18 protein-coding genes are annotated in these 19,244 nt (G+C 64.5%); 11 read left to right on the top strand and 7 right to left on the bottom strand.

Annotation, left to right across the window (positions count from 1 at the left end; genetic code table 11):
• Positions 1-63: 63 nt before the first annotated feature.
• Entirely contained in the window at positions 64-942 is an 879-nt protein-coding gene (gene tsf / locus AC6LKD_RS20115) for a translation elongation factor Ts (protein ID WP_013393439.1), read from the bottom strand.
• A 179-nt stretch (positions 943-1,121) separates the two neighbouring features.
• A complete protein-coding gene (gene rpsB, locus AC6LKD_RS20120) occupies positions 1,122-1,871 on the bottom strand; it encodes a 30S ribosomal protein S2 (protein WP_013393438.1) in 750 nt (249 codons plus the stop codon).
• Positions 1,872-2,715: 844 nt separating this feature from the next.
• Between rpsB and map the strand changes: the two genes are divergently transcribed.
• The 5 genes from map to AC6LKD_RS20145 all read left to right on the top strand — a co-directional run bounded on the left by map (position 2,716) and on the right by AC6LKD_RS20145 (position 8,105).
• A complete protein-coding gene (map, locus tag AC6LKD_RS20125; protein WP_498117259.1) occupies positions 2,716-3,537 on the top strand; it encodes a type I methionyl aminopeptidase in 822 nt (273 codons plus the stop codon).
• 19 nt (positions 3,538-3,556) lie between these two features.
• A complete protein-coding gene (locus AC6LKD_RS20130) occupies positions 3,557-6,163 on the top strand; it encodes a [protein-PII] uridylyltransferase (protein ID WP_492276858.1) in 2,607 nt (868 codons plus the stop codon).
• Positions 6,164-6,241: 78 nt separating this feature from the next.
• Positions 6,242-6,955: a MarC family protein gene (locus tag AC6LKD_RS20135; protein WP_013393435.1), complete on the top strand. Its 714-nt coding sequence runs from the start codon at positions 6,242-6,244 to the stop codon at positions 6,953-6,955.
• A 51-nt stretch (positions 6,956-7,006) separates the two neighbouring features.
• The gene (locus AC6LKD_RS20140; protein WP_498117260.1) at positions 7,007-7,492 is read left to right on the top strand and encodes a disulfide bond formation protein B; all 486 of its coding nucleotides are present in this window, start codon (positions 7,007-7,009) and stop codon (positions 7,490-7,492) included.
• A gap of 91 nt (positions 7,493-7,583) precedes the next feature.
• On the top strand, positions 7,584-8,105 hold the full coding sequence (locus tag AC6LKD_RS20145) for a M48 metallopeptidase family protein (protein ID WP_498117261.1): 522 nt from the start codon (positions 7,584-7,586) through the stop codon (positions 8,103-8,105).
• Positions 8,106-8,181: 76 nt separating this feature from the next.
• Here the strand turns inward: AC6LKD_RS20145 and purF are convergent, their stop codons facing one another.
• The 4 genes from purF to folC form a co-directional block, all read right to left on the bottom strand.
• Positions 8,182-9,702: an amidophosphoribosyltransferase gene (gene purF, locus AC6LKD_RS20150; protein WP_013393432.1), complete on the bottom strand. Its 1,521-nt coding sequence runs from the start codon at positions 9,700-9,702 to the stop codon at positions 8,182-8,184.
• 30 nt (positions 9,703-9,732) lie between these two features.
• Positions 9,733-10,221 (bottom strand): CvpA family protein, encoded by a 489-nt coding sequence (locus tag AC6LKD_RS20155; RefSeq protein ID WP_498117262.1) that lies wholly within the window; start codon positions 10,219-10,221, stop codon positions 9,733-9,735.
• Positions 10,221-11,039: an SPOR domain-containing protein gene (locus AC6LKD_RS20160; protein ID WP_498117263.1), complete on the bottom strand. Its 819-nt coding sequence runs from the start codon at positions 11,037-11,039 to the stop codon at positions 10,221-10,223. Before AC6LKD_RS20160 ends, AC6LKD_RS20155 begins: the two co-directional genes overlap by 1 nt.
• A gap of 63 nt (positions 11,040-11,102) precedes the next feature.
• Positions 11,103-12,413 carry a bifunctional tetrahydrofolate synthase/dihydrofolate synthase gene (gene folC / locus AC6LKD_RS20165; protein ID WP_498117265.1) on the bottom strand — a complete coding sequence of 437 codons (1,311 nt, stop codon included), beginning with the start codon at positions 12,411-12,413 and terminating at the stop codon, positions 11,103-11,105.
• Positions 12,414-12,577: 164 nt separating this feature from the next.
• Here folC and AC6LKD_RS20170 point away from each other — a divergent pair, with 164 nt between their 5' ends.
• From AC6LKD_RS20170 to AC6LKD_RS20185, 4 genes are all read left to right on the top strand, one after another.
• Positions 12,578-12,994 (top strand): cupin domain-containing protein, encoded by a 417-nt coding sequence (locus tag AC6LKD_RS20170; protein WP_088140156.1) that lies wholly within the window; start codon positions 12,578-12,580, stop codon positions 12,992-12,994.
• Positions 12,995-13,062: 68 nt separating this feature from the next.
• Entirely contained in the window at positions 13,063-14,034 is a 972-nt protein-coding gene (locus tag AC6LKD_RS20175; protein WP_498117266.1) for a Bug family tripartite tricarboxylate transporter substrate binding protein, read from the top strand.
• Positions 14,031-15,263, top strand: coding sequence for a CaiB/BaiF CoA transferase family protein (locus AC6LKD_RS20180; RefSeq protein WP_498117268.1), 1,233 nt, complete (start codon positions 14,031-14,033; stop codon positions 15,261-15,263). The genes AC6LKD_RS20175 and AC6LKD_RS20180 overlap by 4 nt, the downstream gene beginning before the upstream one ends.
• Positions 15,263-16,429 carry an acyl-CoA dehydrogenase family protein gene (locus AC6LKD_RS20185; protein ID WP_013393425.1) on the top strand — a complete coding sequence of 389 codons (1,167 nt, stop codon included), beginning with the start codon at positions 15,263-15,265 and terminating at the stop codon, positions 16,427-16,429. Before AC6LKD_RS20180 ends, AC6LKD_RS20185 begins: the two co-directional genes overlap by 1 nt.
• A 34-nt stretch (positions 16,430-16,463) precedes the next feature.
• Here AC6LKD_RS20185 and AC6LKD_RS20190 read toward each other — a convergent pair whose 3' ends face one another.
• Positions 16,464-17,201: an IclR family transcriptional regulator gene (locus tag AC6LKD_RS20190; protein ID WP_207472557.1), complete on the bottom strand. Its 738-nt coding sequence runs from the start codon at positions 17,199-17,201 to the stop codon at positions 16,464-16,466.
• Between the two features lie 142 nt (positions 17,202-17,343).
• On the opposite strand from AC6LKD_RS20190, the gene AC6LKD_RS20195 reads away from it, so the two are divergent.
• Both AC6LKD_RS20195 and fliD read left to right on the top strand, forming a co-directional pair.
• On the top strand, positions 17,344-17,721 hold the full coding sequence (locus AC6LKD_RS20195) for a flagellar protein FlaG (RefSeq protein WP_492276851.1): 378 nt from the start codon (positions 17,344-17,346) through the stop codon (positions 17,719-17,721).
• A 144-nt stretch (positions 17,722-17,865) separates the two neighbouring features.
• Complete coding sequence (gene fliD / locus AC6LKD_RS20200) at positions 17,866-19,239, top strand: flagellar filament capping protein FliD (protein ID WP_492276850.1); 1,374 nt, start codon at positions 17,866-17,868, stop codon at positions 19,237-19,239.
• Positions 19,240-19,244: the final 5 nt, after the last annotated feature.

Consider the following 19,244-nt stretch of genomic DNA (forward strand, 5'->3'; position numbering starts at 1 on the left):
AAGACAAGAAATAGGCCGGACTAGAATTTAATCTAGCGCCGGCCCTTAAGCACTACCCTGGGGTCAGGCGCGGCCAGCGGCGGCGGCGGCGACCTCAGCGGCGAAATCGCTGGTCTTCTTCTCGATACCTTCGCCGACAACGAACAGCACGAACTTGCTGATCGAAGCGCCCTTTTCCTTGAGCATCTGCTCAACGCTGTGCTTGTCGCTCTTGACGAACGGCTGCGACAGCAGGGTGACTTCCTTCAGGAACTTCGCGACCGAGCCTTCGACCATCTTGGCGACGATTTCAGCCGGCTTGCCGGATTCGGCGGCCTTCTGTTCGGCGACCGAGCGTTCGGCAGCGATGTCGGCGGGGTTCACGCCGTCGGCGTTCAGCGCCTTGGGCTTGGTGGCGGCGATGTGCATCGCCAGGTCCTTGCCCACTTCTTCCGCGCCGGTGTATTCGACCAGCACGCCGATCTTGCCGCCGTGCACATAGCTGGCCAGGGCGTTCGGGGTCTCGATGCGCTCGAAGCGGCGGATCGAGATGTTTTCGCCGATCTTGCCGATCAGGGCGGTGCGGGTGGTTTCGACCGTGCCGTCGCCGTAGGGCAGCGCCGACAGGGCTTCCACCGTGGCGGGGTTCTGCGTGGCAACCAGCTCGGCCAGCTTGTTCACGAAGCCGACGAAGTCGTCGTTCTTGGCGACGAAGTCGGTTTCGCAGTTGATTTCGATGACGGCGCCCTTCTTGGCGTCGGCGGAGATGAACAGACCGATCAGGCCTTCAGCGGTGACGCGGGCGGCAGCCTTGCTGGCCTTGTTGCCCAGCTTGACGCGCAGGATTTCCTCGGCGCGAGCCAGGTCGCCCTCGGCTTCCGTCAAGGCCTTCTTGCACTCCATCATGGGGGCGTCGGTCTTTTCGCGCAGTTCCTTGACCAGGGCAGCGGTAATTTCAGCCATGTTTGCTCCAATTTGCTAGAACATGCCCCGGCAGGCCGGGACAGTGGTTTGATTCGATGGGACATCCGCGACTAGCGGATCAGGAAGATGGGAGCCCACCTTCGCATTGCCGGCGAGGCGGGAGCGGACCCGCATTCGGAACCGCTCCCAGACGCTAACCGCCGGACATGACAACAGGCTTAGGCCTGGTTGTCCTGCACTTCGACGAACTCTTCCTGACCTTCGCCCAGCTCTTCGACCAGACCGTTCAGGTTCTGTTCGCGGCCTTCCAGCACGGCGTCGGCGATGCCCTTGGCGTACAGCGCGATGGCCTTGGCCGAGTCGTCGTTGCCGGGGATGACGTAGTCGATGCCGTCGGGCGAGTGGTTGGTGTCAACCACGGCGACCACGGGAATGCCCAGCGTCTTGGCTTCGGCGATGGCGATCTTGTGGTAGCCGACGTCGATCACGAAAATGGCGTCAGGCAGACCGTTCATGTCCTTGATGCCGCCGATCGACTTGTTCAACTTGTCCAGTTCGCGTTGGAACAGCAGGCCTTCCTTCTTGATCATGCGCTCGGCGCCGCCTTCGGCGACCACGACTTCCATGTCCTTCAGGCGCTTGACCGAGGTCTTGACCGTCTTGAAGTTGGTCAGCATGCCGCCGAGCCAGCGGGCGTCGACGAAGGGCATGCCGCAACGGGCGGCTTCGGTGGCGACCAGCTCGCGCGCAGCGCGCTTGGTGCCGACGAACAGGATGTTGCCGCCGCGAGCAGCCAGCTGCTTCACGAACTTGGTGGCTTCCTGGTACTTATCAACCGTCTTTTCGAGGTTGATGATGTGAATCTTGTTGCGATGGCCGAAGATGTAAGGGGCCATCTTGGGGTTCCAGTAGCGGGTCTGGTGACCGAAGTGGACACCCGCTTCCAGCATTTCGCGCATCAAAGACATAACTTTCTCCAAGGGTTGATTTCTTGCGCCGCACCTGCATCAGCCTCTGGCTGACACCCTGGGTGGTGTTGCGCGCGATTTCCCGCAAATGCGGGATGACAAAATTTTAACCGGGCCGACCGATCACTGCCGCAATAACTACGACGCCTGGGGCGCCTTCTACTACGCTGCCGCGATAAACCCAGACGGCCGCCACGACCAAGAACCTTGCACCGCATGCTTGCAGGCGCTTGTCCAGACCCACCAGGAATTTCCTGGAAGTTTCCGGCGGTTTCCCGAAAGCGCACCCGGACCTGTTTTGTTGGCGGCGAAATCCAGCTCTGGAAAATCCAGCTCTTCGCGTTCAAGCGTGGGGCTTTACGCCCTGGCTTCAGTTCGATCGCGCATCAGACCATCGGGGCATTTCTTAAGAAAACGCGAACGTTTTCAAGAACTTAAGCCGACATCCATACCGAGTCCAAACCCTGAGCCTGCATCGCCGCTCTAAAACATGACCGGGCTTACAAGCACGCCGCGTCCCAGCTTGCGCCAGCATCCGCATCGCCGCCGACCATGCCCAACCCGACTTGCTTCCAGCAAGCGCCCCCGCTCGTAATATCCACGACCTGCCCGATTTCGCTCCACAACCTTCGCTTGCGGTGAAACTTCAGAGCCTGCCGCCGATCACTATGAATGGACCGCCGCTAGTGCCTGCCGGGTGTGCCTGACCTGCGACCAAGCCGCTGCCAACACCCGCCGGGTCAGCCTTTGCCGTAACCCGATTGCTCCCCAAAATTTTAGGGAAGCCTATAATTCTACTATTCTTTCAAGCAGACATTCAAGCGAGACATCGCGAAGCGACTCCATGGGCACTATTACCAATCAGGCCGACCTAGCCAAGATGCGCGCCGCCTGCCAGGACGCGGCCAAAGTCCTCGATTTCATCACCCCTCATGTCAAGCCTGGCGTCACCACCGGGGAACTGGACCGTCTCTGCCTGGAATACCTGACCGATGAGCTGGGCGTGAAGTCCGCCACCGTGGGCTATGCGCCCCCGGGTTACCCGCCCTTCCCCGGCGCCATCTGTACTTCGGTCAACCACCAAGTCTGCCATGGCATCCCTGGCGACAAGGTGCTGAAAAACGGGGACGCGCTGAACATCGACGTCACCATCATCAAGGACGGCTGGTTCGGCGACACCAGCCGGATGTACGCGGTGGGCGAGCAGTCCATATTGTCGCGCCGCCTGACCGAAATCACCTTCGAATGCATGTGGAAAGGCATCCAGCAGGTGAAAAACGGGGCCACGTTGGGCGACATCGGCAACGCGATCCAGAAGCATGCCGAGGCCAACGGCTTTTCGGTGGTGCGCGAATTCTGCGGCCATGGCATCGGCCAGCGCTTCCATGAAGACCCGCAGGTGCTGCACTATGGCAAGCCTGGCACCGGCGTGAAGCTGATCACGGGCATGCTGTTCACCATCGAGCCCATGATCAACGCCGGACGCCGCGAGATCCGTCAGTTGTCCGACGGTTGGACGGTGGTCACCCGCGACCACAGCCTGTCGGCGCAATGGGAGCATGCTGTCTGTGTCACCGAAACCGGCTATGAAGTCCTGACCCTGTCGCCGGGCATGCCCCAGCCGCCGGCCTTCATTACCGAACCCATCATCATCCCCGCACTCTGACGCACCTGCTCCAGCCACCATGACCGCCGCATCCCTCAGCGCCCTGCGCGAACGCATCCAGGAAGCCCGGCGGACCGCGGTGGCGCAGTTCCGCACGCACCTGCGGCCGGACACCCTGCTGTCCGAGCAGCGCCGCATCGTCGACGCCGCCCTGCGCGACCTGGTGAAGCACTGCCCGCTGCCTGCCGGTGCCACGCTGGCGGCCGTGGGCGGCTATGGCCGGGGCGAGCTTTACCCGCATTCCGATGTCGATCTGCTGATCCTGCTGCCGCACGCTCCCACGCCCGACGATGAGTCCGCCATCGAAAAGCTGGTGGCTTCGCTCTGGGACCTGGGCCTGGAACCCGGCCACAGCGTGCGCACCATCGAGGACTGCGAACGCGAGGCCGACGCCGACATCACCGTGGAAACGGCCCTGCTGGAGTCCCGCTGGCTGGCCGGCAGCCGCACGCTGATGAAGCAATTCGAAGCCGCGACCAAGTCCCGCCTGGACCCGCGCGCCTTCTTCCGCGCCAAGCGGGTCGAAATGCAGCAGCGCCACGCCCGCTACCACGACACACCTTACGCGCTGGAACCGAACTGCAAGGAATCTCCCGGCGGCCTGCGCGACCTGCAGGTCATTCTGTGGATGGCGCGCGCGGCGGGCTTCGGCAATAGCTGGCGTTCCGTGGCGCAGGCCGGCCTGCTGACCTCATCGGAAGCGCGCGACCTGCGCAAGGCCGAACAGGCTTTCAAGCGTCTGCGCATCGAATTGCACCTGCTGGCGAACCGGCGCGAGGACCGCGTGCTGTTCGACCTGCAGCCGGCCCTGGCCGAGGTCTACGGCATTCACGCCACCGCCACCCGCCGCGGCAGCGAGCTGTTGATGCAGCGCTACTACTGGGCGGCGCGGCTGGTGACGCAGCTGAACGGCATTTTGGTGCAGAACATCGAGGAACGGCTGTTCCCGCGCCCGGACAGCGACGCGCGCGACATCGACGACGATTTCCGCAATCTGCGCGACCGCCTGGACATCATTCGTGACGACGGCTTCGAACGCAATCCCACCCTGCTGCTGCGCGCCTTCCTGGTGATGCAGCAGCATCCGGAACTGACCGGCATGTCGGCGCGGACGCTGCGCGCCATCTGGCATTCGCGCCACCGCATCGACGCGCAGTTCCGCCGCAACCCGGTCAACCGCAAGCTGTTCCTGCAGATCCTGCAGCAGCCGCGCGGCATCGTGCATGAGTTGCGGCGCATGACCATGCTGAACATCCTGCCGCGCTACCTGCCGGTGTTCCGCCGCATCGTCGGCCAGATGCAGCATGACCTGTTCCACGCCTACACAGTGGATCAGCACACGCTGGCGGTGGTGCGCAACCTGCGACGCTTCACCATGCCGGAACATGCCCAGGAGTATCCGCTGGCCAGCCAGCTGATCGCCGGCCTGGACCGGCACTGGCTGCTGTATGTGGCGGCGCTGTTCCACGACATCGCCAAGGGCCGCGGCGGCGATCATTCCGAACTGGGCGCGCGCGAAGTGCGCAAGTTCGCGCAAGAACACGGCATGGAGCCCGAGGACACCAAGCTGGTGGAATTCCTGGTCCGCCAGCATCTGCTGATGTCGGCCGTGGCGCAGAAGCGCGACCTGTCCGACCCGGCCGTGGTGCAGGACTTCGCCGCCACCGTGAAGGACGAGCGCCACCTGACCGCTCTGTATCTGCTGACGGTGGCCGATATCCGCGGCACCAGCCCCAAGGTCTGGAACGCCTGGAAGGGCAAGCTGCTTGAAGACCTGTACAAGCTGACGCTGGCCGCACTCGGCGGCGCCCACGCCGACGCCCACACCGTCCTGACCGAACGCAAGGAAGAGGCCGCCCGCCTTACCCGCCTGGCGGGCCTGCGCGACGACGCCCGCGAAGCCTTCTGGAACCAGCTGGACGTGGCGTACTTCCTGCGCCACGACGCCTCGGACATTGCCTGGCACACGCGCCATCTGTACCACCAGGTCGCTCCAGCCCAGGCGGTCGTCAAGGCCCGCCCCATCGAACAAGGGGAAAGCCTGCAGGTCATGGTGTACACCCGCGACGCGCCCGATCTGTTCGTGGCGATTTGCGGCTACTTCGACGCCAAGTCGCTCTCCATTCAGGATGCCCGCATCCACACCACGCGCCACGGCTGGGCGCTGGACAGCTTCATCGTGCTGCTGCCGGAAGGCGCCAGCGACCTGCGAGCGCAGGCCACCCTGGTCGAGCATGAACTCGCCGAACGCCTGAAAGATCCGCATGCCGCCGCCCAGCAGCAGCCCGCCCGTGGCGGCTACTACGGCCGCGGCCGCCAGTCGCGCGTGTCGCGCGTTTTCCCGGTCATGCCTCAGGCCGAATTGCAGCCCGACGAACGCAGCACCTCCTGGCGCCTGTCGGTAACCGCCACCGACCGTCCTGGCCTGCTGCACGCCCTGGCGCGCGTCTTCGCCCGCCACGAGGTGAACCTGCTGATGGCCAAGATCATGACGCTGGGCGACCGCGTCGAGGACGTGTTCATCGTGGATGGATCGACGCTGGCGCGCCCGCGCAGCCAGATGCAGTTCGAGCGCGACATCCTGGACGCCCTGGCGGGCGAGGAAACGCAACAGCGCGCCGCCTGAGCGCGGCAGGCCCCTGGCATCGCCAGCGCCGCCGGGACCGCATACAATCCCGGTTTTCGGCCAGGCGATACCCTCCCCATGGAGCTAAACGATTATCTGCGCGTTTTCGGCACCAGCTTCTTTTTCGCGCTGGCAACCCTGCTGCCGTTCCTGAACCCGCCCGCGATCGCGCCGATTTTCCTGTCGCTGACCGAAGGCGCTTCGTCTTCCACCCGCATGGTGCTGGCCAAGCGCGTGGCCATCAATGTCTGCCTGATGCTGATCGTGGCCATGGTGGCGGGCAACGTGCTGCTCAGTTTCTTCGGCATTTCCCTGTCCATTGTGCGGGTCGGCGGCGGCATGCTCGTGATCGCCAGCGCCTGGCGCCTAGTGAATTCGCCCGACGCCGACACTGAGCGCGTGGCGCGCATGGCCGAGTCCTTCACCCCCGAAATGGCCAAGGCGCGGGCGTTCTACCCCCTGACCTTTCCCATCAGCTGCGGCCCAGGCTCCATCGCCGCCGCCATCACCGTGGGCGTGTCGCTGCGCGACCAGAACCACGTGCTGAGCCTGGTGCGCCTGGGCGGCTCCATCCCGGGCATCATCGTCGTGTCGGTGACGCTCTACATCTGCCTGCGCTTTGCCGCGCAGATGCTGCACCGCCTGGGCGACAACGGCACCGCCGTGTTCATGCGCCTGTCCGCCTTCATCATGCTGTGCCTGGGCGTGCAGATCTTCTGGGAAGGCTCGCGCGAACTGCTGCTGGGCGTGCTGCAGCAAGTGATGCAACCAATTCCGATTCCCAAGGCCTAAGCCTGGCCGGACGCCGCGTCCGGCCCTTTTTCCAACCCTTGCAAAGCAACAATGACTTCTCGCTCAGAACGCCTGCTCCGCCTGATCGCCCTCTTCTGCTTCGGCGCCGTCGGCCTCGCCCTGGTTTCGCAGCACGTCTTCGACATGCCGCCCTGCGCCTGGTGCGTCATGCAGCGCCTGATCTACCTGGTGATCGGCGTCGTCGCGCTGGTCGGTGGATTCGGCGGCGGACGCGCCCTGACACGCCTGTGCGGCGCGCTCGCCGCACTGCTGTCCCTGAGCGGCATTGCCGCCGCCTGGTACCAGTACAGCGTGGCCGCCAACATGCTCTCCTGCGACCAGACCTTCGCCGACCGCTTCATGACCGGCATCGGCCTGGAAAGCGCCGTGCCGTCGCTGTTCGGCATCTATGCCACCTGCATGGACGCCAAGGTGCCGGTGCTGGGCATCGAGTACGCCTTGTGGAGCCTGGCGCTCTTCGTCATCATTTTCTTCATGGCGCTGCCGGTCGTATTCAGGCGCGGCGGGTCGCAGTAACTGCCCATCCCGATGCCGCCCGCGGCCCCGCGGGCGGCGGCCAAACGCCGGGAAGCCTGACCGCGCCCCCGCCGGCGCCCTCGTCTTGATCATGTCCACCCTGAAATACCTGACCGGATATCCGGAATCCCTGCTCACCCAGGCCCAGAAGCTGCTCGACCAAGGCAAGCTGGGCACGGCGCTGCTGGCGCGCTACCCCGCCGGCCCGCACGACGTCCGCACCGACCGGGCGCTCTATCAATACGTGACGGACCTGAAGAACGTCTACCTGCGCAATGGCGATCAGATCAACAAGGTCGCCTTCGACAGCAAGATCCACGTGATCCAGCATGCGCTGGGCCAGCACACCTATATCTCACGGGTGCAGGGCGGAAAGCTCAAGGCCAAGCATGAAATCCGGGTGGCGACGCTGTTCAAGACTGTGCCGGCGGAATTCCTGAAGATGATCACGGTGCATGAGCTGGCTCACCTGAAGGAGAAGGACCATAACAAAGCCTTCTACAACCTGTGCCTGCGCATGGAGCCGCAGTACCACCAATACGAGTTCGACTTGCGGCTATATCTGACACATCTGGAAGCCACACGCGAAACCTTATGGAAGGCCGCGGCCTGATTTCCCAGGGCAAGTGCCCAGCAATAAAAAATGCCGCCCCGAAGGACGGCATTTTTCTTGCCAGCAGGCAGACGCGTCAGGCGTCGCTGGCCGCGTAGCCCATGTTGAACTGCAAGCCGCTGGCGCCGCCTTCCTCGCCGGGTTCGGCGCGGGACTGACCCAGCCGAGCCAGGTATTCGGCGGTGATGTCGCCCGTGACGTACTCACCGTCAAAGCACGAAGCCTCGAAGCGCGACAGCTTGGGATTGATGTCCCGCACCGACTGCTGCATGTCGTGCAGGTCCTGGTAGACCAGCGAGTCGGCGCCGATGGCGCGGGCGATTTCCTCGTCGTTGCGGCCGGTGGCGATCAGTTCGCTCTGCGTGGGCATGTCGATGCCGTAGACGTTCGGGAACCGCACCGGAGGCGCGGCCGAGGCGAAGTACACCTTGTTGGCGCCGGCGGCGCGGGCCATGTCCACGATCTCGCGGCTGGTGGTGCCGCGCACGATGGAGTCGTCCACCAGCAGCACGTTCTTGCCCTTGAATTCCATGCCAATGGCATTGAGCTTCTGGCGCACCGATTTACGGCGCACAGCCTGGCCCGGCATGATGAAGGTGCGGCCCACGTAGCGGTTCTTGATCAGGCCTTCGCGGTAGTCCAGGTTCAGGCGCGCGGCCAGCTGCATGGCGGCGGGACGCGAGGAATCCGGAATCGGCATGACCACGTCGATGTCGCCCAGGCGCATGTTGCGCGCCACCTTGTCGGCCAGGTATTCGCCCATGCGCAGACGGGCGTCGTACACCGACACGCCGTCGATCAGCGAATCCGGACGCGCGAAGTACACGTATTCGAAAATGCAGGGCACCAGTTGCGGATTGTCGGCGCACTGGCGGCTGACGAAGCGGCCGTCCAGGTCGACGAACACCGCTTCGCCCGGCTCGACGTCGCGCACGAAGGCGAAGCCGCTGCCTTCCAGCGCCACGGATTCCGAGGCCACCATCCACTCCACGCCCTCTTCGGTTTCCTGGCGGCCGATGCACAGCGGACGGATGCCGTTGGGATCGCGGAAGGCCAGCAAGCCGTAGCCGGAGATCTGCGCCACCACGGCATAGGCGCCGCGCACGCGCTTGTGCAGGGCCGACACGGCGCGAAAGATGGCATCGTCATCCAGCGACACGCCGTTGGCCGACGATTGCAGCTCGTGCGCCAGGACGTTCAGCAGGACTTCGGAATCGGAGTTGGTGTTGATGTGGCGGCGGTCCACGCGGTAAAGCGATTCGCGCAGCTCGCGCCAGTTGGTCAGGTTGCCGTTGTGGGCGAACATGATGCCGAACGGCGCGTTGACGTAGAACGGCTGGGCCTCTTCCTCGCTGGCGCTGGAGCCCGCGGTGGGATAGCGGACCTGGCCGACGCCCGACGTACCCGGCAGCGCGCGCATGTTGCGCGTGCGGAAGACGTCGCGCACCAGGCCGTGCGCCTTGTACATATTGAATTGGTTGCCTTGCGACGTCGCGATGCCCGCGGCGTCCTGCCCGCGATGCTGCAACAGCAGCAAGCTGTCATAGAGCAGCTGGTTGACCGGCCCGCGCCCGATGACCCCTACGATTCCACACATGGTGAGCTTTCCTGGTTGATTTAAAGCTAATCAATACGGCAGCCACGTCGCCAGGGACGGCGGCAGCCACGTCTTGATATGTTTGATGGCCTCGATGGCCGAATGCGAAAACATGGCGTCCTTCCACCACGGCTCTTCCGGCAGCGGCGTGTAGCCTGCGGCGGCGACCAGCGCCAGCACGATCAACAGGCCACGGGCCAGCCCGAACATCCCGCCCAGGCCGTGGTCGGCGGGACTCAGTCCTGTACTGCGGATCAAGGCGGCAAGCGTCATATTGACCAACCCCACGCCGAGCAGCACGATGATGAACACTGCCGCGTACGAAGCTCCCATGCGCAGCAGCGTTGTTTCAATATAGGGCTCCAACCAGGCATAGACCGTGGGGCCCCACCATATCGCGGCCACAAAGGCCAGCAGATAGGCGACCAGCGACAGCACCTCTTTGAGCAGGCCGCGCACCAGGCCCAGCACACCCGAAACCGCCAGGATGGCCAGCACGACGAAGTCGAAACCGGTCACTATTGGGCGGCGATGAAACCATTGTCATAGCCCAGGGTGCGCAACCGCGCCTGGGCCGCCTGCGCCGCCTCGCGCGAGGGGAACGGCCCCACCCGCAGACGGTACTGCTGCTTGCCATTGATGGTGGCTTGTTCAACGAATGCGTTGGTCACGCCGGCCTGGTGCAGCTTGCCGCGCCGCGACTGGGCGTCCTCGGACGTGGTGTAGGCGGCGATCTGCAATACGAAATTACCTTTCGCGGCCGGCTTGGGCGCGGGCGCCGACGCGGCGGGCGCCTGGCGTCCTTCCAGCAGGGCCAGGGCGCGCGCGCCGTCATCCGAGCGGGTATCGGGCTTGGGCGCCGGCTTGGGTTCGGGTTTGGGCGGCGTGGCCGGCTTGGCCTCGGGCTTGGGCGGCGTAACGGCTGCGGTCACCGGCGGCGTCGTGGGCTGTGTCGCCGGGGGCGTCGTCGGGGTTGCCGTCGCGGGCGGTTGTACGGACGTGACCGGAGGCGGCGTAGGGATGGCCGAAGGATCCGTCGGCGCAGCGCTGCCCGGTGCGGGCGTCTGCGGCGTGGCGACCTGCGGTTCGCTCACTTGCGGCTGGAACGGCGTGTTGCGTTCCGGCACCCTGATGGGAATGTTGTCGTCGACCGGCGTGGGCTGAGAATCCAGCACCATGGGCAGGATGATGACGGCTGCCAATACCAGCGCGACAGCGCCTGCCAGCCTGCGCCGCGCGCGGCCGCGCAGCTCCGCAGCCTGCACCTCGCTGGGCACTGCCGCCCGCTTGGAGGGCTGCGCCTGGTCGGCAGGATCTTTGCGTTTGAAAAAACCCATGGAGGAGAATTCCTTGCGGCGATATGGCGGCGGGCCGCCTGGACGCGACTGACCCGCTGCTGCCTATGCCTTGCGACCCAGAGCCTGCAAAACCGAGGCTACGGTGAGAAACGAGCCGAACACCACGATTCTATCATTCTCCCCTGCCCGTTCGCGCGCAGCCGCGAAGGCCTGCGCAGGATCCGCATACGCGGAGATGCCCGGTTTTTCGCCGTCTGCAGGCGCGGGCGGCAGCGCCGCGGCGACTTGCTCCGCCAGCGCTTCGCCAGGCGTACCGCGCGGCCCCGGCAAGCCGGCGCAGTACCAGTTGTCGATGCGCGTCCCGAGCTTGGCGACGACGCCGGCCAGATCCTTGTCGTTCAGCATGCCGAACACCGCATGGGTGTACGGATGGAAACCCATGTTGTCCAGGTTCTGCGCCAGCACCGCTGCGGCATGCGGGTTATGCGCCACGTCCAGGATGACCGCGGGCTGGCCCGGCAGGATCTGGAAACGGCCTGGCAGGGACGCCTGCAACAGCCCCAGGCGCACGGCCTGCTGCGGCACCGGCAGACGGTCGCGCACCGACTCCAGCGCCGCCAGCGCCGCCGATGCATTCAACAACTGGTTGGCGCCGCGCAGCGCCGGATAGGCCAGCGAATTGCGGCGCTGTTCGCGCCCGCCGTAGGCCCATTGCTGGCGGTCGCCGGAATAGTTGTAGTCACGGCCGAACAGCCACAGATCGGCGCCGATCTTCTCAACGTGATCCAGCAGCGATTGCGGGGGCACGGGGTCGCTGCAGATTGCCGGCCGGCCGCCGCGGTAGATGTGGGCCTTCTCGAAACCGATTTTTTCGCGCGTATCGCCCAGCCAGTCGGTGTGGTCCAGATCCACGCTGGTGACGATGGAGCAGTCGGCGTCGACGATGTTGACGGCGTCCAGCCGCCCGCCCAGGCCGACTTCCAGCACCACGGCATCCAGCTTCGACTGCGAGAACAGGCGCAGGATCGCCAGCGTGGTGAATTCGAAATAGGTCAGCGAAACGTCGCCACGCGCTACCTCGACCGCCTGGAACTGGGCGATAAGCGCCTCGTCCGTGGCGATCTGGCCATTGATGCGGGCGCGTTCGTTGAAATCAATCAGATGCGGGGAGGTGTACAGCCCGACCTTGTAGCCGGCCGCCAGCAGGATCGCTTCCAGCATGGCACAGGTGGAACCCTTGCCATTGGTGCCGCCGACGACGAACTTCACGCCGGACAGCTCCAACCCCATGCGCCCGGCGACCTCGCGCACCCGGTCCAGGCCCATGTCGATGGCGGTGGCGTGGATCGACTCCAGATACTGCAGCCAATCGGACAGGGTGGCGGAAACGTCGGGCGTGCGGGCAGAAGACATGACAAAGCCGGAAGTGAAGTCAGCGTTCGATTTTAGCAGTCCGCGCACGGTGTTTTCCCTAATCCCCCAGGGAGCGGCAAGGTATCCGGATCGAAAAACTGCTTGCCGATATTTTTCTCATACATAAAAATAATTTCACGTATAGAAATTTTAACGGACCAAAAATGACGCAGAGCAAGACCCCAGCCTGGCTGGTGCGCGAGGCCGACGTGCCCGGCTATCACCCCGCCAACCACACCGGCACCCTGAACCGCCGCCTGATCGGTCCGGACACCGTGGGCTCCCGGGGCGTGGAAGTGCTGCTGGGCGTAATCGACAAAGGCAAGGGCGCCCTGCCGCACGCCCACCCCGGCATCGAGCAAGTCTGCTACCTGCTGTCCGGCACGGCGCGCGCGCAGGTGCAGGACGAATGGGCCGACATGGGTCCGGGAGACTGCTGCTACTTCCCCCCGGACATTCCGCATGTCTTCACCGTCACCAGCGACGAGCCCGCCCGCCTGCTGGTGATCTACACGCCCCCCTATGAAGAATCCCCAGACCGCGTGATACGCGGCTTTCCGGCGCCACCCCCAGCCGCTTGACGCAGCGCAGCCCCGGGCAGCGGACGCAGAAACCGCGCCGGGATCCGAAGCACACAGGAGACAAACCCATGAAACCTCTAAGCCTGCTGGGCGCCGCCCTTATCGGCGGCGCGGCGCGGGCCGCCGGCCCCGCCGCGCACGCCGCTGATTACCCCACCAAACCCATCACCCTGATCGTCCCCTTTCCCGCCGGATCCGGCACCGACGCCGTGGGCCGCATCTTCGGCGCCGAGCTCGGCAACATACTGGGCCAGCAGGTCGTGGTGGAGAACAAGCCCGGGGCCAACGCCACCATCGCGGCCAATTACGTCGCTCGCGCCAAGCCCGATGGCTACACGTTGTTCGTCACCACCAACACCTCGCATTCGGCGGCGCCCTGGCTGATGAAGAACGTGCCCTACGATCCGGTCAAGGACTTCACCGCCATCGCCCGCGGCGGCAACCTGCCCTTCATCCTGGTGGTGAATCCGAAGCGTCCCTGGAAAACGGTGGGCGAACTGGTCGCCGACGCGCGCCAGCATCCGGGCCGCATTACCTACGCCAGCGGCAACAGCACCGGCATCGTCGCCGGCGCCACGCTGGCCAACCGCGCCAAGATCGACATCCTGCACGTGCCCTACAAGGGCACGCCGCAAGGGCTGACCGACGTGGTCGGCGGGCAGGTCGATTTCATGTTCACCGACCTGGCTTCCGGCCTGCCCTTCGTGCAATCGGGCCAGCTGCGGGCGCTGGCCGTGTCGACCGCCGAACGCAGCGCCATTGTCCCGGACCTGCCATCCATGGCCGAGTCCGGCGTGCAGGATTTCGACCTGAACTCATGGAACGGCTACTTCGGCCCGGCCGGCATGCCGCCGGAAATCGTGGCCAAGCTGAATGCCGCGATCAATCAGGTGGTGGCCAAGCCGGACGTAAAAATGCGGCTGGCCGGCCTGGGTTTTGACGCCTTTTCCAGCACGCCACAAGCGTTCTCGCAGTTTGTCGGCGCCCAGCTGGACCTGTGGGGCAAACTGATCCGCGACGCGGGGATCGAGCAGCAATGAACGCATCACCGCAATCTGGCACGCAGGCCTCCGGCCCGTTGGCGGGCGTGCGCATCCTGGACCTGAGCACGGTGGTGATGGGCCCCTATGCCACCCAGGTCCTGGCCGACCTGGGCGCCGACGTCATCAAGGTGGAACCGCCGGCCGGCGACAACATGCGGGCCGTCGGCCCCATGCGCAACCCCGGCATGGGGCATATCTATCTACATCTGAACCGCAATAAGCGCTCCGTCGTGCTGGACCTGAAGACGCCGGAGGGGTTGGAGGCCTGCCTGACACTGGCCGAAAGCTGCGACGCCCTGCTCTACAACATCCGTCCGCAGGCGATGGCCCGGCTGGGCCTGTCCTACGAGGCGGTGGCGGCGCGCAATCCGCGCATCGTCTACCTGGGCGCCTACGGTTACGGCGAGGCCGGCCCCTACGCCGGGCGCCCCGCCTACGACGACCTGATCCAGGGCCAGACCGGCATCGCCGCCCTCTCCGCGCAGCAAAGCGGGGACGTGCCGCGCTACGCGCCGCTGACCCTGGCCGACCGAGCGGTCGGGCTGCACGTGGGCATCGCGCTGGTGTCCGCAGTGCTGCACGCCCGCGGCGCGGGGCTAGGCCAGCAAGTGGAAATCCCCATGTTCGAAGGCATGGCCCACCTGGTGCTGGGCGACCATCTTGGCGGCGCCACCTTCGATCCCCCGCTCGGCCCCACCGGTTACGCGCGCCTGTTGGCGCCGCACCGCCGCCCCTACGCCACGGCCGACGGCTATATCAGCTTGCTGATCTACAACGATAAGCACTGGCGCAACTTCTTCGACCTGATCGGCCGGCCCGAATTGTCGCGGGACCCGCGCTTCAGCTCCCACGGCGCACGCGCCGCCCACATCGGCGAGGTCTACGCCTTTGTCGCCGAGGTCGTCGCCACCCGCCGCAGCGAGGAATGGCTGGAAGGCCTGGCGCGGGCGGACATTCCCGCCTCGCCGCTCTATTCCGTGGACGACCTGCTGCAGGACGAGCACCTGGCCGCGACCAACTTCATCCGGACCATGGACCACCCCAGCGAAGGCCCGATCCGCACGACGGCTCCCCTGGGCAGATACGAAAGCACCCCCACCTCCCTACGCCGCCCCGCCCCCAGGCTGGGCCAGCACAGCCGCGAAGTGCTGGCCGAGGCCGGCTATGACCCCGCCCGGATCGACGCCATGGCGGCCCGCGGCATCACCCAGGATGAAAACCACTGATGGACTTTGAATTCACCCCCGACCAGTTGGCGCTGCGGGACGCCGTGGCCCGCATCTGCGAGCGCTATCCGGACGAATACTGGCTGGAGCGCGACCGCGAAGGCGGCTTTCCTGAACCTCTGCACGCCGATCTGGCGCGCGACGGCTGGCTGGGCATCGCCATGCCCCAGGAGTATGGCGGCGCCGGCCTGGGCATGACCGAAGCCGCCCTGATGATGCAGACCATTGCGGCCTCCGGCGCCGGCTTCACCGGCGCCTCGGCCGTCCATATGAACATCTTCGGCCTGAACCCGGTCGTGGTGTTCGGCAGCGACGAGCAGCGCCGCCGCTGGTTGGAACCCCTGATCGCCGGCCGCGAGAAGGCCTGCTTCGCGGTCACCGAACCCGACGCCGGGCTGGACACCACCAAGCTCAGCACCCGCGCCGTGCGCCAGGGCGACGAGTACGTGGTGCATGGCCGCAAGATCTGGATCTCGACCGCCCAGGTCGCGCACAAGATGCTGCTGCTGGCGCGCACCACCCCGCTGTCCGAGGTGGCAAAGCCCACCCAGGGCCTGTCGCTGTTCTATACGGACCTGGACCGCAACAAGGTAGAAGTCCGCGAAATCGAGAAGATGGGCCGCAAGGCGGTGGACTCGAACATGCTGTTCATCGACGGCCTGCGCATCCCGGTGGCCGACCGAATCGGTGAGGAAGGCCGGGGATTCGAATACATCCTGCACGGACTGAACCCCGAGCGCATCCTGATCGCGGCCGAGGCGGTGGGTATCGGCCGCGCCGCACTGGATCGGGCGGTGAAATACGCTGGCGAGCGTACCGTGTTCGGCCGCCCCATCGGCCAGAACCAGGGCATCCAGCATCCGCTGGCACAGGCCTGGATGCAGCTGGAAGCCGCCGACCTGATGGTGTTCAAGGCCGCCAGCCTGTATGACGCGGGCAAGCCCTGCGGCCCCTACGCCAACTCGGCCAAGTACCTGGCGGCCGAGGCCGGCTACAACGCCTGCCAGACCGCGGTCATGACCCTGGGCGGCATGGGCTACGCCAAGGAATACCACGTGGAGCGGTTGCTGCGCGAGAGCTTCATTCCCCGCATTGCGCCGGTCAGCCCGCAACTGATCATGTGCTTCATCGCGGAAAAAGTGCTGGGCCTGCCCAAGTCCTACTGAACGGCGGCGTTTGATCAGCGGCCAGGCCTGCCTGTCAGGCCTGCTGCTCCAGCGCCGTGCAGGCCGAGCGCAGGATGCGCGCGTAGGCTTCCTGCTGCGGCTCGATCCGGTAGATCGGCCCGCCCACCGAAATCGCATAATGTTCGCCGGACAGGGTGACCGGCCAGGCGATCGCGCCCACGTCCGCAATGGACTCGCCGCTGTTCATGAACCAGCCGCGCTGGCGCGACAGTTCCAGATCCGCCAGCAGCGCCTCGCGCGTGACCAGGGTGCGTTCGTTGTGACGGGTCATGGTCATCCCGGCGAGCATAGCGTCGCGGGCTGGCGCGTCCAGCAGCGATAGCAACGCCTTCCCCAGCGAATTTGCATGAACGTCTTTGAATTCACCCGCAACCGGCGCATATCTGATGGTATGAGGAGAATCGAGGACATCCAGGTAGACCACTCGGCCTTCCTGGCTCAGTTTGGCGAAAACAATCGTTTCGCGCGTAGCGTCCCTTAATTCGGTAAGGCTGGGATAAACCCGGTCCAGCACCGGATCGGCGCGGGCGATGCGCTGCGCCATGGCCAGCAGCCTGCCGGTCGGGTAGTAGCCCTGGCGCCGGCCGGTTTCATATAGGTAGCCCAGGCCGGTCAGCGTGCGGATCAACGCCAGGCAGCTCGACACCGGCACATCCAGCAACCGGGCCAGTTCCGATAGCGGCAGCGCGCGCTTCTCGCGCGCATAGGTTTCGATGATTTCGATAACTCTCAGCGCCGTCTTGACACTCATTACCCGATCCGAACTGTTTAGCACGTGAAACATCTGGCTCGCCGGTGGCTAAAGTTCCCTGCGGGCCTGCCGTTATCGTAGCTGAGAATTCCCTGAAAACAGCGCGTTCCTCCGAGACGCCCACATCGCCGTTGGAGTGATCATGGCCGTAACCCCCATAGCCCCTGCATCGTTTGCACCAGCGCCGCTGGCCTCCGCGCCCGTCGCGCCGGACCCCGCCGTGAGCGTCGTGCCCACGGCCGCCGCAACGAACAGCGGGGCTTCGGACAGCGCGACGTCGGATCAATCCGATTCGCAGAAGCTACCCCTGGACAAGGCTCTGGATGAAATCAACGACCAGATGAAAGCCTGGTCCACCCAGCTCCAGTTCGAGATCGACCCCAATGTGCACCAAGTCGTGGTCTCGGTGATCGACGCGGAATCGGGTGACGTCATACGCACGATCCCCAGCGAAACGCTCCTGAAAATCGCCAAAATGATCGTGAACATGCAAGGAAACGGCATCAAAACCACGGCCTGATTCGACCCTGTTTTCATGCTCCGTCCGCTGCCATCGAGCGGGCCAATCATGGAAGCGTCGAATTAGGCCCGCCTAATGCCCTTACCCGGCCAATCGCCGCCAACGTATTTTTGACAGAATCGCATCGCTAGGAAGGAATTTCACATGGCCTCTATCACCAACCTCGGCTCGACCACCGGCTTGCCCCTTGAAAAGATCCTGACCGATCTGCAGGCGGCCGAGGACAAAAAACTTAGCCTATATACGAATCGCCAAGCCAGTTACGAGGCCCGTGTAAGCGCCTTTGGCCAGATTCAAAGCGCGGTTGAAGCCCTGCAGAAGGCTGCAGCGGCACTGGGCAAGGCGTCGACGCTGGACGCCGTCAAACCCAATGTCATAGGTGACGGCCTGACCGCGACCATTGGTGAAGACGGCGCCACGATGGGCGAATACGCCATCAAAGTGAAGAACCTGGCGGCGGCGCAGACCTTGCAATCCGCCATGGTCACGGATCGCAAAGCGTCGAACGGCGCGACCGGTTCATTTGAAATTGAACTCACCAACGGTGAAAAGCACACGATCGAGCTGAAGGACGATACGTCGCTGAATGGCATCGCAAAGGCGATCAATAGCGATGACAAGGCTGCGGTGCGCGCGACGATCATCACAAATGACTCCGGTAGTTACCTCATGCTCAGCGCAAAGGATACTGGCGTGCAGGCATCGGTAAAGTCCATCACAGTTACCGGCACTCCCGAACTGGAAAACATTCTGAGCTACAACTCTGGCTCCGGCACCCAGTTGACGCAGCAAACCGCAGCCGACGACGCTGAGGTCGAGGTTAACGGCATCACTATCAAGAGCGGCAGCAACAATATTTCTGGTGCGATTGACGGCGTTACGCTGAACCTGACAGCAAAGACGGAAGCCAACAAAGTCGTCACCTTGAAACTGCAAAGCGATACCACCGTCGCTAGCAAAGCGGTGCAAGATTTCGTCAGTGCCTACAACGCGGTGCAAAGCACGATCTCGAAACTGACTGCATTCGATATCACTGCCCAAACGAATCAAGCCCTGACCGGCGATAGCACAACCCGCGGTATCCAGTCTGCAATGTCTAGCGCTTTGCAGGTTTTCACGCAGGGGGGCTCGGTGAGTTCGCTGGCCGATCTCGGTATCGCCATGGACCCCAAGACGGGTCAACTGAAGCTCGACCAAAAGGAACTGGACAAGGCGTTGACTGCCAACCCCGCAGACGTCAAACGCCTCATGACCTCAGCCGATGGCCTTGCTGCCAAGTTCGACGCCGCCACCAAGGCGGCCCTCGGCAGCAACGGCTCGATCAAGACCAGCCAGGATGGCCTGAACGAGTCGATTAAAGACGTAAAAGACCAATTGGAACGAGCCAAGGCCTCTAGCACAGCGTCCATGGCCGCCATGCGCGCCCAATTCGTAGCTTTGGACAAGTTCGTATCGCAACAGACGGTCACGGCCAACTACCTGACGCAGCAGTTCGCAGCCATGAGCAAATCCAAGTAATTTCT

The sequence above is a fragment of the Achromobacter sp. D7-1 genome, from assembly GCF_059760445.1.

Coding starts and splice junctions, on each gene's coding strand:
- tsf (WP_013393439.1), bottom strand. CDS start 942: ATGGCTGAAATTACCGCTGCCCTGGTCAAGGAACTGCGCGAAAAGACC.
- rpsB (WP_013393438.1), bottom strand. CDS start 1,871: ATGTCTTTGATGCGCGAAATGCTGGAAGCGGGTGTCCACTTCGGTCAC.
- map (WP_498117259.1), top strand. CDS start 2,716: ATGGGCACTATTACCAATCAGGCCGACCTAGCCAAGATGCGCGCCGCC.
- AC6LKD_RS20130 (WP_492276858.1), top strand. CDS start 3,557: ATGACCGCCGCATCCCTCAGCGCCCTGCGCGAACGCATCCAGGAAGCC.
- AC6LKD_RS20135 (WP_013393435.1), top strand. CDS start 6,242: ATGGAGCTAAACGATTATCTGCGCGTTTTCGGCACCAGCTTCTTTTTC.
- AC6LKD_RS20140 (WP_498117260.1), top strand. CDS start 7,007: ATGACTTCTCGCTCAGAACGCCTGCTCCGCCTGATCGCCCTCTTCTGC.
- AC6LKD_RS20145 (WP_498117261.1), top strand. CDS start 7,584: ATGTCCACCCTGAAATACCTGACCGGATATCCGGAATCCCTGCTCACC.
- purF (WP_013393432.1), bottom strand. CDS start 9,702: ATGTGTGGAATCGTAGGGGTCATCGGGCGCGGGCCGGTCAACCAGCTG.
- AC6LKD_RS20160 (WP_498117263.1), bottom strand. CDS start 11,039: ATGGGTTTTTTCAAACGCAAAGATCCTGCCGACCAGGCGCAGCCCTCC.
- folC (WP_498117265.1), bottom strand. CDS start 12,413: ATGTCTTCTGCCCGCACGCCCGACGTTTCCGCCACCCTGTCCGATTGG.
- AC6LKD_RS20170 (WP_088140156.1), top strand. CDS start 12,578: ATGACGCAGAGCAAGACCCCAGCCTGGCTGGTGCGCGAGGCCGACGTG.
- AC6LKD_RS20175 (WP_498117266.1), top strand. CDS start 13,063: ATGAAACCTCTAAGCCTGCTGGGCGCCGCCCTTATCGGCGGCGCGGCG.
- AC6LKD_RS20180 (WP_498117268.1), top strand. CDS start 14,031: ATGAACGCATCACCGCAATCTGGCACGCAGGCCTCCGGCCCGTTGGCG.
- AC6LKD_RS20185 (WP_013393425.1), top strand. CDS start 15,263: ATGGACTTTGAATTCACCCCCGACCAGTTGGCGCTGCGGGACGCCGTG.
- AC6LKD_RS20190 (WP_207472557.1), bottom strand. CDS start 17,201: ATGAGTGTCAAGACGGCGCTGAGAGTTATCGAAATCATCGAAACCTAT.
- AC6LKD_RS20195 (WP_492276851.1), top strand. CDS start 17,344: ATGGCCGTAACCCCCATAGCCCCTGCATCGTTTGCACCAGCGCCGCTG.
- fliD (WP_492276850.1), top strand. CDS start 17,866: ATGGCCTCTATCACCAACCTCGGCTCGACCACCGGCTTGCCCCTTGAA.